Origin of the sequence: Nonomuraea solani (genome assembly GCF_900108335.1) — a bacterium.
GTDB classification, from domain to species: domain Bacteria; phylum Actinomycetota; class Actinomycetes; order Streptosporangiales; family Streptosporangiaceae; genus Nonomuraea; species Nonomuraea solani.
This window is the reverse complement of the sequence record NZ_FNVT01000017.1, coordinates 52,098-68,655: the sequence shown is the minus strand read 5'-3', so window position 1 is coordinate 68,655 and position 16,558 is coordinate 52,098. Positions and strand designations below refer to the sequence as shown.

Genomic DNA, 16,558 nt, shown 5'->3' with positions numbered 1-16,558 from the left:
GGGGGTCAGTGAGCGGAGTGGTCGTCGGGTTCCGTTCCGGCGAGGGCGCCGAGGGTCACGGGCTGGGCGATGGGGCGGCGGGGCGGCTGGGGCGGCTCGCCGGCCAGGCAGGAGACGGCGTAGCCGCAGATGCGGCCCTGGCACCAGCCCATGCCGGGGCGGGCCAGGAGCTTGATGGAGCGGGCGTCGGTGGCGCCGAGCTCCTGCGCCTCGCGTACGCGGGCCAGCGGCACCTCCTCGCACCGGCACACCAGCGTGTCCGCGCGCAGCCACCCCTGCCAGCCCGGCCGGACCGGATAGGCCCGCTGCAGCGCCACGCCGAACGCCCGCCACCGCTCCCGGCGCCGCAGCAGCACGGCGGGGACCTCGCCAGTAGAAGAGCGTTCAGCGGCGATGGTGCGGCCCGCGATCCGGCCCTCCAGCTCCGACAGGCGCCAGCCGCCCACGCCGGTGGGCTCGCCGGCCGCCCAGACGCCGGGCACGGTGGTGCGCTGAGCGTCGTCCACGGTCAGCACCGGGCTGCCGTCGGCGTCCTGCCGGGTCGCGCAGCCGAGTTGGGTGCCCAGCTCGATCTGCGGCACGAATCCGTAGCCGGTGGCCAGGGTGTCGCATTCGACGACGCGGGTGGCCAGAACGTTCCAGTCCTTGTCGAGGCGGGCCACGGTGACGGCCTCCACCTCGCGCTCCCCGTGGGCGGCCACCACCGCCTGGCGCGGGTGGTAGGGCACCCGGTGCCTGGCGAGCGTGGCCGCGTACCCGGCCGCCTCTCCGGCCTTGCCCAGGGCGAGCAGCGGATGCCTGGCCAGCCCGAGCCCGCCGTTGGCCTCGAACACCCCCAGCACCCGCGCCCCCGCCCCGGCCAGCCCGGTGGCCACCGGCAGCAGGAAGGGGCCGGTGCCCGAGATGACGATGCGCCGGCCGGCCACGACGCCGTTGCCCTTGAGCAGCGCCTGCGCGCCGCCGGCGGTGAGCACGCCGGGCAGGTCCCATCCGGGGAAGGGCAGCGGCCGGTCGTAGGCACCGGTGGCTATCAGCAACCGGCGCGCCCGGATGACCACGGGCCGCTCGGACGCGCCCGGATCACGGGTCAGGCAGTGGACGATCAGGTCGCCGCCGGGGTCGCGGGACACGTTCCACACCTGGTGCCTGAGCAGCAGGTCGGCGCGGTCGCCGAGCGCCCTTGCCTGCCGCAGGAACCGTTCGAGGCCCGGCGCCGTCTTGGGCTCGGCGGAGTGGCGGAAGTACTGGCCGCCGAGCCGCGCCGCCGAGTCCACGAGTGCCACCCGCAGCCCCGCCCGCGCCGCCGTCAGCGCGCCCGCCGCCCCGGCGGGCCCGCCACCGATCACCACCAGGTCGTACGTCACGACGCCGTCACCTCGTCCCCCGGCGCGGCCTCCAGCAGGCAGGCCCGCTCGGGCGCCCGCCCGTTGACGGAGACCAGGCAGTCGAAGCAGACCCCGATCCCGCAGAACAGCCCCCGGGGCCGCCCGCCGAACCGGGTCGCGCGCCAGGACCGCACACCGGCCGCGTGCAGCGCCGCGCCGATCGTCTGCCCGGGCGCGACCGGCACCGGCCGCCCCTCGAAGCTGATGTGGAACGTCACTGGGCCTCCTCGGCGAAGCGGTCGGGGCGGAAGGGGCGCAGGTCCAGGTCGGGCCGCTCATCGGCGAGGACCTGCGCGAGCAGGTGACCGGTCGCCGGGGCCAGTCCGATGCCGGCCCCCTCGTGCCCGCACGCGTGGTACAGCCCGGGCACCCGCGGGTCGGCGCCGATGACGGGCAGGTGGTCGGGGCAGTACGGCCGGAACCCGCAGTACGACCTGATGGCCCGCACCTCCCGCAGGGCGGGAAAGAGCGCGACCGCCTGGGCGGCCAGCCGCGCGAGGACCGGCACGGAGGTCGTCCTGTCGAACCCGACGCGCTCCCTGCTGGCCCCGATGAGCACGGTGCCGGCGGGTGTCCCCTCCACCACGGCGGAGGTCTCCAGCCCTTCTGAGTCGCTGGCCACGTTGGTCACGTAGGCGGCGGTGTAGACCTTGTGCCTGATGAGCGGCTCGCCGAGGGGCTCGGTGACGAGGATGAACCCCCGTCTGGGCAGGACCGGCAGGTTCACGCCCGCGAGCGCGGCCACCTCGCCACCCCAGGTGCCCGCCGCGTTGACGACCGCGCCGCCGAGGACGTCACCCTCCGAGGTGCGCACGCCCGTCACCCGCTCGCCCGACCGGAGGAAGCCCGTCACCGTGGCGCCCAGCCGGAGTCGCAGCGTGCCGCGACCGAAGCTCTCGGCGCCGTGCCGGAGCAGGGAGGCGGCGGCGAGCATGGGCTGCACCTGGGCGTCCTGCGGGTAGAACACGCCACCGGCCAGGCCATCGGCCAGGTGCGGCTCGTAGTCGCGCAGCGTGTCCGGCGGCACCAGGGTGTGCTCCACGCCCTGTTTGGCGGCGAGCTGCGTGAGCTGCGCCCGCACCTCGCCGGTCTCGGCGACGACCAGCCCGCCCTTGGCCTCGAACTCGAAGCCGCCGTGCGCGGACAGCGTGCGCCACAACCGGTTCGAGAGCACGGCCAGCTCCAGCTCGGGCCCCGGCTCCTTGTCGGACACCAGGATGTTGCCCTCGCCCGAGCCGGTCGTGCCGCCGGCCACGGGTCCCCGGTCGATCACGGTCACGTCGAGCCCGGCGCGCGCGCAGTAGTAGGCGCAGGCCGCTCCCACCACTCCGGCGCCGACGACGATGACGTCGGACATCAACCCACCTCCCCCAGTAATATGTCACATACCTCGCTAGCTTGAGAAGCCCGTGGCGGGACCGGCCGACCCGGCCCTTACCATCGATGACGTGAAGCTACCCACGGACCATTCCAACCCCCACGTGCGCCGTCTGTTCTCCTTCTGGGCGCCCACCCAGTCGACGATGCGCGGCTGGGCGATGGCCTCCGTGGTGGTGAACGCCGGCATCACGGTGACCGGCGCGGGCGTGCGCGTCACGGCCTCCGGGCTCGGCTGCCCGACCTGGCCCCAGTGCACCCCCGACAGCTTCATCCCGGTCGCGCACCCCGAGGTCGACCCGCTCAACATGGCCGTGGAGTTCGGCAACCGGCTGCTCACGTTCCTGGTGCTGGCGGTCGGGGTCGCGTGCGTGCTGTCGGCCTGGCGCATGGTGCCGCGCCGGCGCTCGCTGGTGCGGCTGGCCCTGCTGCAGCCGGCCGGCATCCTGTTCCAGGCCCTGTGGGGCGGGCTGGTGGTCAGCACCATGCTCAACCCGCTCACGGTCGGCGTGCACTACCTCGCCTCCAGCGCCCTGATCGCCGCCTGCTGGATGCTCTACGCCCGCGCGGGCGAGGGCGACGCGCCCGTGCGCCGGGTGGCCCATCGCGACGTCCGCAGGCTCGGCCACGTGCTGCTCGCGGCGGTGTTCGCGCTGCTGGTGGCCGGTGTCGTGGTCAGCGGCACGGGCCCGCACTCGGGCGACGAGATGGCCTCCCGCTTCGACCTCGACATCGAGACCGTGGCGCGGCTGCACGCCGACATCGCCTACGTGGTGGCGGGGCTGACGTTCGCGCTGCTGTTCGCCCTGCACGTGACGAAGTCGGCCCGGCCCGCCAGGCGGGCGGCGCTGGGGCTGTTCGTGGTGGTGCTGCTCCAGGGCGTGATCGGGTACACGCAGTGGTTCCTGGCCGTGCCCGCCGTCCTGGTGCTGCTGCACGTCGTCGGCTCGACCCTGGTCTGGATCGGCGCGCTCAGGGCCGTCACCTCGCTGCGCACCCGGGACCCCGAGCCCGCGCCCGCCGGCCGCTCCCCCGCCGAAGCGGCCGCCGCCGTCTGAGTTGGTATGCCAGGCTATGGGGTGTTAGGTCCGCCACTCCCCCGCCCGCAAGGGGTGCGATTTGCTGGGAAAAGTCCGCCCCTCTCGGAAGGTGCTGCGCCGGACGTACCAGGGGCTCGTGCTGGTGAGCGTGCTGGCGCTGGCGCCGATGACGTGGGCCTGGCTGAGCAGCTCGGCGCACCGGGCGACGGCCGAGGGCGACGGCTGGCTGGGGCGGGTGCCCGAGACGCAGGCCGCGCTGGTGCTCGGCGCGGGCCTGTACGGCACACAGCCCACGCCCATGCTGGCCCGCAGGCTCGACATCGCCGCCGAGCTCTACCACGGGGGCAAGGTGCGGGCGCTGCTGCTGTCGGGTGACAACAGCCGCAAGGAATATGACGAGCCGACCTCCATGCGCGACTATCTGCGGGCCAAGGGCGTGCCCGACGCGGTCATGGTGCTCGACTACGCCGGTTTCGACACGTGGGACTCGTGCGTGCGGGCGCGCAAGGTGTTCGGGGCCGAGCGGGTGACGGTGGTGACGCAGGAGTTCCACCTGCCCAGGGCCGTGACGCTGTGCCGGACGGCGGGGCTGGAGACGTTCGGGGTGGGTGACGACTCCGTCAGGCGATGGGCCTCGACGACGTACGCGTACGCGGCCCGCGAGCTGTTCGCCACCGCCAAGGCGTTCGCCGACGCCCTGGTGCTGCACTCCGACCCCGTCTATCCCGGGCCGCGCGAGGTCTCGCTCACCCGCATCCTCGATCAGGTGGGGGCGCCGGGCGCGTAGCCGGGCGGCGGTGAGCCCCTGGCGACCGACCTGGCGTGCATCTCCGGCACGGGGAAGTCGGCGCGGGCGGTGCTCATGCACTCCAGCAGGGCCCGCTGCTCCTCGTGGAAGGTGTCCTCGTCGACCATGTGGCGGGCCGCCCGCTCGTGCAGCAGGCCCAGCTCGGTCGCGGCGAGCTGGTAGTCGCGCATGGCGCGCACCCCGCGCTTGCCGCCGTGGGCCCTGGCCCACTGCCGCGCCTGCCGCCGCCGGGGGAACGCCGACAGCATGTAGACGTCGGCCTGGGTGACCAGCTTGGTCGGCTCGTAAGGTGGCAGATAGCGCTGGATGAGCGCCACGATGCGCCGCCGGTCGTTGAACACCACGCCGATGAGCACCACCAGCACGACCAGCAGCGCCAGGTAGGCCACCACGAGCCCGAAGACGCCGCCGTAGGAGACCAGGCCGTTCCACAGCCCGTGCAGGATCATCGCCCCGGCCCAGCCCACCAGCACGAAGGTGACGCGGTCGGGGCCGCGCCGCTGGGCCGCGTAGGCGACGCCGACCCCGATCATCGAGGTGAACAGCGGATGCGCCAGCGGCGACAGCACCCCGCGCAGCACCACGGTGACGGCCAGCCCCTTGACGCCCGAGGTGGACAGCGCCTGGAAGTAGTAGCTGACGTTCTCGCTCATCGCGAAGCCGAGACCGACCATGCTGGCGTAGATGATGCCGTCGGTCGGCCCGTCGAGCTCGGCCCGGCGGAACTTGAGCAGGCCCAGCAACACCAGGCCCTTCATCGACTCCTCCACTACGGGCGCCCCGAACGTGGCCGCGAGACTGCGGGCGTTGGACTCCGACAGGTTGGCGGTGTCGATGATGTAGTGCAGATTGAGCGAGTTGACCAGACCGGCCACCAGCACCGCGACGCCCGCGCCCCAGGCGAAGGCGAAGATCAGGTTGCTGCGCGGCTCCGGCTCCATCCGGTCGAGCGCCAGCACGGCGGCCAGCAGCAGCGGCACGGGGGCCAGGGCCAGCATGAGGGCGATGAAGACCTGCACCGGAGCGCCGTTGAGCACGTCGAAGGAGAACGAGACGAGGGCGCAGATGCCGGTCAGGACAAGCCCGATGATCAGTGCGAACGATGGGCGGTCCTTCAACACCCAGCGTGGATCACGGGTCGCCATACGGTGACTTTAACGGATCAGAGTGCCGGGGTCCGTGTGGGTCCGCGCAGTGCGGCTCCAGGCCGGGTACGCCGTGATCGACCTGGAGTGTCGTGTGGCCGATCTCGAACCGGTCGTGCAGCAGGTCGGCGAGGCGCGTGCGCACCCGGTGGCAATCCGACCCCCCTGAGACGATCACGTGGGCCGACAGGGTGGGATAGCCACTCGTCACCGTCCAGACATGGAGGTCGTGCACCTCCTCCACGTCCCTTTCGGCGGCCAGCAGGCGGCCGATCTCGTCCGGGTCGAGGTCGCTGGGCGCGGCCTGGAGCAGCACCCGGCCCGAGTCGCGCAGCAGCCCCCAGCCGGCCTTGAGCATGAGGGCGGCCACCACGAGCGCGGCGATCGTGTCGGCCTGGCGGAAGCCGGTCAGCCAGACCACGAGGCCGGACAGGGCGGTGGCGATGAAGGCGTACATGTCGTTGAGCACGTGCTGGAAGGCGCCCTCGACGTTGAGACTGCGCCGGTCGGCCCTGGACAGCAGCCAGGCGGCCAGCGCGTTGACCACGATCCCGGCCACCGCGGTGACCAGGACGACGGGCCCGTGCACGTCGGGCGGCTCGATCAGCCGGCGCACGCCCTCATAGAGGAAGTACGCCACCAGCAGCAGCAGCGTCACCCCGTTGATCTGGGCGGACAGGATCTCGGCCCGCTTGTAGCCGAAGGTGTAGGCGCCCTTGGCCGGGCGGGCGGCGATGCGCATGGCGATCAGGGCCAGCGCGATGGCGCTGGCGTCGGTGAGCATGTGGGCGGCGTCGGAGATCAGCGCGATCGAGTTGGCGGCCACACCGGCGACCACCTCGGCCGCCATGAAGCCGAGAATGAGCGCCAGCGCGCCGATCAGATAGCGCTTGTCGGCGTCAGCGCTGTGGCCGTGCCCGTGCCCGTGACCGCTCATATGGTCTCTCTCAGATGCTCCCGGCTCAGGTCGAGCAGCATGCGGACGTGGGCGTCGGCCAGCCGGTAGTAGATCATCCGCCCGGCCCTGCGGCTGGCCACGATGCCGGCCGTGCGCAGCAGGCGCAGCGCGTGCGAGACGGCCGTGTCGGTCACCTCGACCGCGTCGGCCAGGTCGCACACGCACAGCTCTCCCGCCTCCAGCAGCGCGTACAGCAGCCGGGCGCGGGTGGGGTCGCCGAGCAGGCGGAACAGCTCGGCCAGCCGGGTGGCCTCCTCGGAGGTCACGAGCCGGTCCCGGGTGGCGGCGACCCTGGCCGCGTCCGGCTCCTGCACGACGCAGCCGTCGAGTCCCGCCACAACACCTGAAGAGCTGTTCATTCGTGCATGATAAGGAGGGAAAAAGGCCCGGCGCAACGGCCGGGCGAGGAGGACGTCAGGCCAGCAGCGGGTCGATCGCCACGGCCAGGAACAACAGCGCCAGATAGGCGTTCGACCAGTGGAAGAAGCGCATGGGCCGCAGGTCGACGCCGGTCTTGCCGGAGTTGAGCCGGGCCAGCAGGCGGTGCACCTCCCACAGGCACATCACGCCGAGCACGGCCGCCACGATCGGGTAGAACAGCGTGGTGCCGGCCACCGGCCACAGCGCCAGCGAGCACAGCACGGTCGCCCACGTGTAGGCGATGGACTCCAGGATGACCCGCCGCTCGGTGGCCACCACCGGCAGCATCGGCACCTTGGCCGCCGCGTAGTCCTCCTTGTAGCGCATGGCCAGTGTCCAGGTGTGCGGCGGCGTCCAGAAGAACACCACCCCGAACAGCACGAGCGGCGCCCAGTCGAGCCGGTCGGTGATGCCCGCCCAGCCGATCATCACCGGCATGCAGCCCGCGATGCCGCCCCAGACGATGTTCTGGGCCGTGCGCCGCTTGAGGATCATCGAGTAGACCAGCACGTAGAACAGGATCGCCGCCGTCGACAGCACCGCGGCGAGCCAGTTGGTGGTGACCCACAGGCCGATCGTGGACAGGACGCCGAGCACGATGCCGAAGATCAGCGCGCCGCGCGGCGACACCTGGTGCCTGGCCAGGGGCCTGCGGCGGGTGCGGCGCATCTTCTGGTCGATGTCGCGGTCGACGTAGCAGTTGAGCGCGTTGGCGCTGCCCGCCGATAGGGTGCCGAACACCATGACCGAGATGGACGTCCACAGCGGCGGCAGGCCGCCCGCCGCGAGGAACATCACCGGCAGTGTCGTGATCAGCAGCAGCTCGATGATCCGCGGCTTGGTGAGGGCGATGTAGGCCTTCACGATCATGCCGATCGAGCGCGGCGCCTCCACCTGTGGTGATGGGGCCGTCGCCTGCCTGTTGGTCAGCACCGTCAAGGCGCTTCCAGCCTGTGCGGAGTCAACGCGTAACCTCTGATAAGAGCGGATCCATGGGTGGGCGCCGTGACGCCCCTGCGAACAAACAAACTGTAGTAGCAGGGGCGGCCGGTCCGGCCAATGGGGGGCTTGCGCCGTACATGGACACGCGAGGGTGGAATGGGAATCGATCGCCTGCCGCCCTCGGTTAGGGTCCCGTATGGGCGGGATAGCCAACCGGCATACCAATGACAACTAGATTCCGGAGACCCAGCACTTGAGCACCGAACTCGTGCCAGCCCTTGAATGGACCGACCTGGACAAGCAGGCGGTCGACGTCGTTCGAGCCCTGGCGATGGACGCAGTGGAGAAGGCGGGCTCGGGCCACCCCGGCACCGCCATGAGTCTGGCCCCCGCCGCCTACCTGTTGTTCCAGCGCGCGATGCGGCACGACCCGACCGACCCCAACTGGCTCGGCCGCGACCGGTTCGTGCTGTCGTGCGGCCACTCGAGCCTGACGCTCTACATCCAGCTCTACCTGTCCGGCTACGGCCTGTCGCTCGACGACCTCAGGCGGCTGCGCCAGTGGGACAGCCTCACGCCGGGTCACCCGGAGCACGGTCACACGGCGGGCGTCGAGACCACGACGGGCCCGCTGGGCCAGGGCCTGGGCAACGCGGTCGGCATGGCGATGGCGGCCCGCCGCGAGCGCGGCCTGTTCGACCCCGACACCGAGCCGGGCGCCTCGCCGTTCGACCACCACATCTGGTGCTTCGTCAGCGACGGCGACATCGAGGAGGGCATCAGCCACGAGGCCAGCGCGATCGGCGGCCACCAGAAGCTGGGCAACCTCATCGTGATCTGGGACGACAACCGCATCTCCATCGAGGACGACACGCTGATCGCCAAGTCCGAGGACGTGGTGAAGCGCTACGAGGCCTACGGCTGGCACACCGAGAGCGTCGACTGGACCGCCTCCGGCGACTACGTCGAGGACGTCCAGGCCCTCTGGGACGCGGTGCAGAAGGCCAAGGCGGAGACCGACCGGCCGTCGTTCATCCGGCTGCGCACGATCATCGGCTGGCCGGCCCCGAACAAGCAGAACACCGGCAAGATCCACGGCTCGGCGCTGGGCGAGTCCGAGGTCGCCGCCACCAAGCAGGTCATGGGCATGGACCCGGCCAAGACCTTCGACGTGCCGGCCGCGGTGCTGGCGCACGCCCACGGCGTCGCCCAGCGCGGCCGCGCCGAGCACGCCGACTGGGACAAGGGCTTCGCCGACTGGCGCCTGGCCAACCCCGAGCGGGCCGCCGAGCTCGACCGCATCTCCAAGCACGAGCTGCCGGCCGGCTGGGCCGCGGCGCTGCCGTCGTTCGAGAAGGGCGGCTCTGTCGCCACCCGCAAGGCCTCCGGCGAGGTGCTCAACGCGCTCGCGCCGGTGCTGCCCGAGCTGTGGGGCGGCTCGGCCGACCTGGCGGAGTCCAACAACACCACGATGAAGGGCGAGCCGTCCTTCATCCCGGAGGAATACCAGACCAAGGCGTTCCCGGGAAACCGCTACGGCCGCACGATGCACTTCGGCATCCGCGAGCACGGCATGGGCGCCATTCTCAACGGCATCGCGCTGCACGGCGGCACCCGCCCGTACGGTGGCACGTTCCTGGTCTTCTCCGACTACATGCGGCCGGCCGTGCGCCTGGCGGCGCTGATGAAGCTGCCGGTCACCTACGTGTGGACGCACGACTCCATCGGCCTGGGCGAGGACGGCCCGACCCACCAGCCGATCGAGCACCTGTGGGCACTGCGCGCGATCCCCGGCCTCGACGTGGTGCGCCCCGCCGACGCCAACGAGACCGCCTACGCCTGGAAGGCCGTGCTCGAGCACACCGACCGGCCCGCTGCCCTGGCGCTGACCAGGCAGAACCTGCCGGTTTACGAGGGCACCAGCGCCGAGGGCGTGGCCCGCGGCGGCTACGTGCTGCGCGATGCGTCCAACGGCGAGCCGAAGGTCATCCTCATCGCCACCGGCAGCGAGGTGGAGATCGCGGTGAACGGCCGCGATCTGCTGGAGGCGCAGGGCATTCCCACGCGGGTGGTGTCGATGCCGTGTGTCGAGTGGTTCAACGGGCAGGACTCCGCATACAGGCAGACCGTACTGCCGTCCTCGATCCGGGCTCGTGTCGCGGTCGAGGCGGGCATCGCGCTCGGCTGGCACCAGTTCGTCGGCGAGTGCGGAGAGGTGGTGGGCCTCGAACACTTCGGTGCCTCCGCGCCGTACAAGACTTTGTACGAGCAGTTCGGGCTGACGCCCGAGCGGGTGGCGGCGGCGGCCAAGGCGAGCCTGGCCAAGCTGGGTCAGGACAAGGGCGAGACGACGGGAAACTGAAGAAAAGATGAGCGAGATCCTCAATAAGCTGTCCAGCCAGGGCGTGGCCATCTGGCTCGACGACATCAGTCGCGAGCGCCTGCGCACCGGCAACCTCGAGCAGCTGATCCGCGAGAAGAACGTCGTCGGGGTGACCTCCAACCCGACGATCTTCGCCAGCGCGCTCAGCAAGGGCGACGCCTACGACACCCAGCTCCACGACCTGGCCGTACGCGGCGTGGACGTGGGCGAGGCCGTACGCGCCATCACGACCTACGACATCCGCTGGGCCGCCGACGTGCTGCGCCCCGTCTACGACGCCACGGGCGGCGTGGACGGCCGCGTGTCGCTCGAGGTCGACCCCCGCCTGGCTCGCGAGAGCGAGAAGACGGTGGCCGAGGCCAGGGCGCTGTGGTGGATGGTCGACAGGCCCAACCTGTTCATCAAGATCCCCGCCACGGCCGAGGGGCTGCCCGCGATCACGCAGGCGCTGGCCGAGGGCATCAGCGTCAACGTCACGCTGATCTTCTCGCTCGAGCGCTACCGCGCGGTCATGGACGCCTGGCTGGCCGGCCTGGAGGCCGCGCAGGCCAAGGGCCTCGACCTGGCCACGATCGAGTCGGTGGCCTCGTTCTTCGTCAGCCGGGTCGACACCGAGATCGACAAGCGGCTCGACAAGCTCGGCAAGCCGGAGCTCAAGGGCAAGGCGGGCATCGCCAACGCGCGCCTGGCGTACGCGGCCTTCGAGGACGTGATGAACTCCGAGCGCTGGCAGCGCCTGCGCTCGGCGGGCGCCCGCCCGCAGCGGCCGCTGTGGGCCTCGACCGGCGTCAAGAACCCCGAATACTCCGACACGATGTACGTCGACCAGCTCGTCGCCCCCGGCACCGTCAACACGATGCCGGAGAAGACCCTCGACTCGGTGGCCGACCACGCCAACGTCACCGGCGACACCGTGCGCCCCTTCTACGAGCAGGCCTGGAACACCATGGCCGAGCTCAAGGAGGCCGGCGTCGACTACGACGACGTCGTGAAGGTGCTGGAGGACGAGGGCGTGCAGAAGTTCGAGGCGTCCTGGAACGAGCTGCTCGAGAGCGTCAAGAAGAACCTGGTTCCGTGATGGAGGTGTCCTACCGCGAGGAGGGGGTGGCCTCGGCCGCCTCCTCCGTCGCGGGGCGCCTCGTCGCCGACGGCGTGCCCGCGCGGCTCGCCGGCGGCGACCCCACGCTGTGGGGTGAGGACGCCGAGGCGGAGGCGGCGGTCAGGCTCGGCTGGCTGACCCTGCCCCGCTCCTCGCGCGAGCTGCTGCCCGAGCTGGGCGAGCTCGCCGAGCGGGCCCGCGCCGCGGGCCTGACCAACGTGGTGCTGGCCGGGATGGGCGGCTCGTCGCTGGCGGCGGAGGTCATCTGCGACACCGCCGACGTGCCGCTCACCGTGCTCGACACCACCGATCCCGGGCAGGTGCGCCGCGCGCTCACCGAGCCGCTGGAGGCCACGATCGTGGTCGTGGCCGGCAAGAGCGGCTCGACCGTGGAGACCGACTGCCACCTGCGGATCTACGAGCGGCTCTTCGCCGACGCGGGCCTGGCGCCCGCGGGCCGCATCGTGGTCGTCACCGATCCGGGCTCGCCGCTGGAGCAGCGGGCCCTCGACGGCGGCCACCACCTGTTCCTGGCGCCTCCCGACGTGGGCGGCCGCTACTCTGCCCTGTCGGCGTTCGGGCTGGTGCCCAGCGCGCTGGCGGGCGCCGACGTGGCGCGGCTGCTCGACGACGCGGAGGAGATCCTGCCGCTGCTGTCGCGCGACACCGGCAACCCCGGGCTCGACCTGGGGGCCGCGCTCGGCGGCTCGGCGCTGGCCGGGCGCGACAAGCTGCTGCTGGAAGACCAGCTCTCGTCCATCAGCGGGCTGCCCGACTGGATCGAGCAGCTCGTCGCCGAGTCCACCGGCAAGCAGGGCAGGGGGATCCTGCCGATCGTGGGCGCCGACCCGACGCGGGCGGGCGACGAGCTCGTCGTCGCGATCGAGTCGGACGGCGGTGACGTACGCGTGGACGGGCCCCTGGGCGCGCAGTTCCTGGTCTGGGAATACGCCACCGCGATCGCCGGGCTGCTGATCGAGATCGACCCCTTCGACCAGCCCAACGTGGCCGAGTCGAAGGACAACACCGCATCCCTGCTGGCCCTGCCCGACCTGCCCACCGGCGGGCCCGCGTTCACGGACGGCCCGGTGGAGGTCTACGGCGCGGTGACGGCGAAGGACCTGCCCGGGGTGTTCGCCGAGCTGCTCCGCGCGGTGCCGGGCGACGGTTACCTGGCGATCACGGCCTACCTCGACCGGCTGGCCGCCTTCGACGCGCCGGTGCCCGACGGGGCCGACTTCGAGCAGATGACCGACGCCTGGATGATGGCCGATCCGGCGACGCTGCGGGCGCTGCTCGCACTGCGTACCGACCGGCCCGTGACCTTCGGGTGGGGCCCCCGCTACCTGCACTCGACCGGGCAATATCACAAGGGCGGGCCGCAGAACGGCGTGTTCCTGCAGATCACCGGGGCCGTGGCAGAAGACGTGCCCGTGCCCGGCCGGCCCTACACGCTGGGCCGGCTTCAGCTCGCCCAGGCGCTCGGCGACCTGGGGGCGCTTGAGACGCGCGGGCGTCCGGCCGTACGCCTGCATTTGACCGACCGCGTGGCGGGTGTCGCTCACCTGCTCGCAGCCGCACAGGAGGCTTGAGATGACAGACCCGGCAGCGCCCGCGGAGGAGGCCGCCCTCGTGGCGGCGGCCGTCGCGGGCATCGCCACCACCGAGGAGGTGGCGGCAGCCAACCCGCTGCGCGATCCGCGCGACAAGCGGCTGCCGCGGGTGGCGGGACCGTGTGTGATGGTGTTGTTCGGCGTGACGGGTGACCTGGCCAAGCGCAAGCTGCTGCCGGCGATTTACGACCTGGGGAACCGGGGGCTGCTGCCGCCCGGCTTCTCGCTGGTCGGGTTCGCCCGGCGCGATTGGAAGGACCAGGATTTCGCCCAGTTGACGCACGACGCCGTCAAGGCGCACGCCAGGACCCCTTTCCGTGAGGAGGTCTGGAAGCAGATTCGCGAGGGCATTCACTTCGTGCCGGGCGAGTTCAACGACGACGGGGCCTTCGACGCGCTGGCCATGGCCCTGGCCGAGATCGACGAGACGCGCGGCACGGGCGGAAACTACGCTTTCTACCTGTCGGTGCCGCCGAAGTTCTTCCCCACGGTGGTGGAGCAGCTCAGGCGGACGGGGTTGTCCGACGCGCCCGACGGCTCGTGGCGGCGGGTGGTCATCGAGAAGCCGTTCGGGCACGACCTGAAGTCGGCGCACGAGCTCAACGAGATCACCACGTCGGCCTTCCCGGAGAGCTCGATCTTCCGGATCGACCACTACCTGGGCAAGGAGACGGTCCAGAACATCATGGCGCTGAGGTTCGCCAACAACCTCTACGAGCCGATCTGGAACCGCAGCTTCGTCGACCACGTGCAGATCACCATGGCCGAGGACATCGGCATCGGCGGGCGCGCGGGCTACTACGACGGCATCGGCGCGGCCCGCGACGTCATCCAGAACCACCTGCTCCAGTTGCTCGCGCTGGTCGCGATGGAGGACCCGACCTCCTTCGACGCCTCCGCGCTGCGGCGGGAGAAGGAGAAGGTGCTCAAGGCCGTGCAGCAGCCGCCTGACCTCGGGCTCGACACGGCCCGCGGACAATACGCGGCGGGCTGGCAGGGTGGCGAGAAGGTCGTCGGCTACCTGCAGGAAGACGGCATCTCGGCCGAGTCCATCACCGAGACGTACGCCGCCATCAAGCTGGAGATCGCCAACCGGCGGTGGGCCGGCGTGCCGTTCTACCTGCGCACCGGCAAGCGCCTGGGCCGCCGCGTCACCGAGGTGGCCGTGGTGTTCCAGCGGGCGCCGCACCTGCCCTTCAGCAAGGACGACACCGAGATCCTCGGGCAGAACGCCCTGGTGATCAGGGTGCAGCCGGACGAGGGCATCACGGTGCGGTTCGGCTCGAAGGTGCCGGGCACGCAGATGGAGGTCCGTGACGTCTCCATGGACTTCGCCTATGGCGAGTCGTTCCTGGAGTCGTCGCCGGAGGCGTACGAGCGGCTGCTGCTCGACGTCATGATCGGCGACCCGCCCCTCTTCCCGCACCAGCGGGAGGTCGAGCTGTCGTGGAAGATCCTCGACCCGATCGAGGAGTTCTGGGCCACCCAGGGCCAGCCGGAGCCGTACGAGTCCGGCGCGTGGGGCCCGCCGTCGGCGGACGCGATGATGGCCCGCGACGGCCGCGTGTGGAGGAGGCTCTAGATGACGACCTTCATGTTGTCGGACACCACGGCCGGGAAGATCTCGGCCCAGTTCACCCATCTGCGTCACCAGATGGGCGCCCCGGCGGTCGGCATGGTGCTGACGCTGGTCGTGGTCTGCGAGGAGCGCCACCAGTACGACGCGCTGCGCGCCGCCTCCGAGGCCGCCCGCGAGCACCCGTCGCGCATCATCGTGGTGGTCAAGCGCGAGGTGGAGGAGCCCATCAGGCTCGACGCCGAGCTGCGCATCGGTGAGTCGACGCCCGGCGAGGTCGTGGTGCTGCGCCTGTACGGCGAGCTGACCGAGCACGCCGACTCCGTGGTCAGCCCGCTGCTGCTGCCCGACACCCCCGTCGTGGCGTGGTGGCCGGGCGAGGCCCCCGACGTGCCGTCCAAGGACGCGATCGGGGCGCTGGCCCAGCGGCGCATCACCGACGCCAAGGGCTTCGACGACGGCGGTGTGCAGTCGCTGGTGACCAGGGCGAAGGGCTACGCGCGTGGCGACACCGACCTGGCCTGGGCCCGGCTGACGCCGTGGCGCAGCCTGCTGGCGGCCGCGTTCGACCAGCCGGTCGGCAAGATCCGCAAGGGGATCGTGGAGGCCGCCCCCAACCACCCGAGCGCGGTGCTGCTGGCCGCCTGGCTGTCGGAGCGCCTCGGGGCGTCGATCAAGGTGATCGACTCGCCGGGTCCCGGCCTGACCGCCGTACGCCTGCAGGTCGCCTCCGGCGGTACGCTCTCCGTGGCCAGGAGCGACTCCCGCCTGGCGACGCTCTCCCGTCCGGGTCAGCCCGACAGGAACGTGGCCCTGGCCAGGCGGCACACCTCGGAGCTCATGGCCGAGGAGCTGCGCAGGCTCGACAGCGACGAGATCTACGAGGCCGCGGTCAAGCGGTTCGCGAGGACGTACAAGGGATGACGACAGTGAGCGTTCCCACGATCGTCGTACACCGAGACGCCGACGTCCTGGCCAAGGCGGTGGCGGCGCGGATCATCACCCGGCTGGTCGACGTGCAGTCGGCCAAGGGTTCGGCGTCGATCGTGCTGACGGGCGGCACGGTCGGGATCGCCACCCTGGCGGCCATCGCCGCCACCCCCGCCCGCGTCGCCGTCGACTGGCGGCGGCTGGACGTCTGGTGGGGCGACGAGCGTTTCCTGCCCACCGGCGACAAGGAGCGCAACGAGACCGGCGCCCGCGAGGCCCTGCTGGACCACGTGGACGTCGATCCGGAGCGGGTGCACGTCATGCTCGGCCCCGACTCGGGGCTGACGGCGGAGGAGTCGGCGGAGGCGTACGCCACCGACCTGCGCAAGGCGTCCCGCCCCGAGGACCACGGGCCGGTGCCGAACTTCGACGTGATGCTGCTGGGCATGGGCCCGGACGCGCACGTGGCGTCCCTGTTCCCGGGGATGCCGGCGCTCTACGACACCCGCCCGGTGGTGGCGGTGCACGGCGCCCCGAAGCCGCCGCCCACGCGCATCTCGCTGACTCTGCCCGCCATCCAGTCCTCACGCGAGGTGTGGGTGGTGGCGGCCGGGGAGGAGAAGTCGGGCGCGGTCCGCCTGGCCCTGTCGGACTCGGGGCCCGTCCAGGTCCCGTCGGCCGGGGCTCGGGGGCGGGGGCGGACGTTGTTCCTGCTGGACCGGACGGCCGCCGGCAAGATCCCGCCGGGGCTGGGGCGCATGGCGTCCCCGTGACGACCACGGGCGGCGTCCACCCGGCGCCGCCCTTCGGCTCGCCTCAGGCGCGCGTTCGGCTCGTCCCGGACGCGCGTCCTGCGCTTTCAGGCGTGTGTACGGCGCTTTC

General features: G+C 71.7%; 15 protein-coding genes. 8 read left to right on the top strand and 7 right to left on the bottom strand.

From position 1 onward, the window contains the following. Positions 1-5: 5 nt before the first annotated feature. From C4V41_RS42885 to C4V41_RS42880, 3 genes are read right to left on the bottom strand one after another with little or no spacing between them, the layout of a single operon-like run. Entirely contained in the window at positions 6-1,364 is a 1,359-nt protein-coding gene (locus C4V41_RS42885) for an FAD/NAD(P)-dependent oxidoreductase (RefSeq protein ID WP_235030743.1), read from the bottom strand. Continuing rightward, positions 1,361-1,603 carry a (2Fe-2S)-binding protein gene (locus C4V41_RS63400; protein WP_200824620.1) on the bottom strand — a complete coding sequence of 81 codons (243 nt, stop codon included), beginning with the start codon at positions 1,601-1,603 and terminating at the stop codon, positions 1,361-1,363. Before C4V41_RS63400 ends, C4V41_RS42885 begins: the two co-directional genes overlap by 4 nt. Further along, positions 1,600-2,742 (bottom strand): NAD(P)/FAD-dependent oxidoreductase, encoded by a 1,143-nt coding sequence (locus tag C4V41_RS42880; RefSeq protein WP_103961778.1) that lies wholly within the window; start codon positions 2,740-2,742, stop codon positions 1,600-1,602. Before C4V41_RS42880 ends, C4V41_RS63400 begins: the two co-directional genes overlap by 4 nt. A gap of 91 nt (positions 2,743-2,833) precedes the next feature. On the opposite strand from C4V41_RS42880, the gene C4V41_RS42875 reads away from it, so the two are divergent. Both C4V41_RS42875 and C4V41_RS42870 read left to right on the top strand, forming a co-directional pair. Next, positions 2,834-3,820 carry a COX15/CtaA family protein gene (locus tag C4V41_RS42875; protein WP_103961934.1) on the top strand — a complete coding sequence of 329 codons (987 nt, stop codon included), beginning with the start codon at positions 2,834-2,836 and terminating at the stop codon, positions 3,818-3,820. Between the two features lie 61 nt (positions 3,821-3,881). After that, positions 3,882-4,589 carry a SanA/YdcF family protein gene (locus C4V41_RS42870; RefSeq protein ID WP_235030742.1) on the top strand — a complete coding sequence of 236 codons (708 nt, stop codon included), beginning with the start codon at positions 3,882-3,884 and terminating at the stop codon, positions 4,587-4,589. On the opposite strand, the gene C4V41_RS42865 is transcribed toward C4V41_RS42870, so the two are convergent. From C4V41_RS42865 to C4V41_RS42850, 4 genes are read right to left on the bottom strand one after another with little or no spacing between them, the layout of a single operon-like run. Beyond that, entirely contained in the window at positions 4,565-5,755 is a 1,191-nt protein-coding gene (locus tag C4V41_RS42865; protein WP_103961777.1) for a PrsW family intramembrane metalloprotease, read from the bottom strand. The two genes, C4V41_RS42870 and C4V41_RS42865, sit on opposite strands and share 25 nt — an antisense overlap. Then, complete coding sequence (locus tag C4V41_RS42860) at positions 5,742-6,692, bottom strand: cation diffusion facilitator family transporter (protein ID WP_103961776.1); 951 nt, start codon at positions 6,690-6,692, stop codon at positions 5,742-5,744. Before C4V41_RS42860 ends, C4V41_RS42865 begins: the two co-directional genes overlap by 14 nt. Continuing rightward, a complete protein-coding gene (locus C4V41_RS42855) occupies positions 6,689-7,072 on the bottom strand; it encodes an ArsR/SmtB family transcription factor (protein WP_103961775.1) in 384 nt (127 codons plus the stop codon). Before C4V41_RS42855 ends, C4V41_RS42860 begins: the two co-directional genes overlap by 4 nt. 55 nt (positions 7,073-7,127) lie before the next feature. Then, complete coding sequence (locus C4V41_RS42850) at positions 7,128-8,072, bottom strand: heme o synthase (RefSeq protein WP_103961774.1); 945 nt, start codon at positions 8,070-8,072, stop codon at positions 7,128-7,130. A 271-nt stretch (positions 8,073-8,343) separates the two neighbouring features. Here C4V41_RS42850 and tkt point away from each other — a divergent pair, with 271 nt between their 5' ends. Genes tkt through pgl form a run of 6 tightly spaced genes read left to right on the top strand, consistent with a single transcriptional unit; the run spans position 8,344 to position 16,449 of the window. Beyond that, on the top strand, positions 8,344-10,437 hold the full coding sequence (gene tkt / locus C4V41_RS42845; RefSeq protein ID WP_268808796.1) for a transketolase: 2,094 nt from the start codon (positions 8,344-8,346) through the stop codon (positions 10,435-10,437). Between the two features lie 7 nt (positions 10,438-10,444). Then, positions 10,445-11,536 (top strand): transaldolase, encoded by a 1,092-nt coding sequence (tal, locus tag C4V41_RS42840; protein ID WP_103961772.1) that lies wholly within the window; start codon positions 10,445-10,447, stop codon positions 11,534-11,536. After that, entirely contained in the window at positions 11,536-13,149 is a 1,614-nt protein-coding gene (locus C4V41_RS42835) for a glucose-6-phosphate isomerase (protein ID WP_103961771.1), read from the top strand. The genes tal and C4V41_RS42835 overlap by 1 nt, the downstream gene beginning before the upstream one ends. 1 nt (position 13,150) lies before the next feature. Next, the gene (gene zwf, locus C4V41_RS42830) at positions 13,151-14,752 is read left to right on the top strand and encodes a glucose-6-phosphate dehydrogenase (RefSeq protein WP_235030741.1); all 1,602 of its coding nucleotides are present in this window, start codon (positions 13,151-13,153) and stop codon (positions 14,750-14,752) included. Then, positions 14,753-15,670 (top strand): glucose-6-phosphate dehydrogenase assembly protein OpcA, encoded by a 918-nt coding sequence (locus C4V41_RS42825; RefSeq protein WP_103961770.1) that lies wholly within the window; start codon positions 14,753-14,755, stop codon positions 15,668-15,670. A 5-nt stretch (positions 15,671-15,675) separates the two neighbouring features. Then, the gene (gene pgl / locus C4V41_RS42820) at positions 15,676-16,449 is read left to right on the top strand and encodes a 6-phosphogluconolactonase (RefSeq protein ID WP_103961769.1); all 774 of its coding nucleotides are present in this window, start codon (positions 15,676-15,678) and stop codon (positions 16,447-16,449) included. The last annotated feature ends 109 nt before the right edge of the window (positions 16,450-16,558 follow it).

Bases quoted from the DNA above. Each gene is read 5' to 3' on its own strand.
- C4V41_RS42880 (WP_103961778.1), bottom strand. From the start codon at position 2,742: ATGTCCGACGTCATCGTCGTCGGCGCCGGAGTGGTGGGAGCGGCCTGC.
- C4V41_RS42865 (WP_103961777.1), bottom strand. From the start codon at position 5,755: ATGGCGACCCGTGATCCACGCTGGGTGTTGAAGGACCGCCCATCGTTC.
- C4V41_RS42860 (WP_103961776.1), bottom strand. From the start codon at position 6,692: ATGAGCGGTCACGGGCACGGGCACGGCCACAGCGCTGACGCCGACAAG.
- C4V41_RS42855 (WP_103961775.1), bottom strand. From the start codon at position 7,072: ATGAACAGCTCTTCAGGTGTTGTGGCGGGACTCGACGGCTGCGTCGTG.
- tal (WP_103961772.1), top strand. From the start codon at position 10,445: ATGAGCGAGATCCTCAATAAGCTGTCCAGCCAGGGCGTGGCCATCTGG.
- C4V41_RS42835 (WP_103961771.1), top strand. From the start codon at position 11,536: ATGGAGGTGTCCTACCGCGAGGAGGGGGTGGCCTCGGCCGCCTCCTCC.
- zwf (WP_235030741.1), top strand. From the start codon at position 13,151: ATGACAGACCCGGCAGCGCCCGCGGAGGAGGCCGCCCTCGTGGCGGCG.
- C4V41_RS42825 (WP_103961770.1), top strand. From the start codon at position 14,753: ATGACGACCTTCATGTTGTCGGACACCACGGCCGGGAAGATCTCGGCC.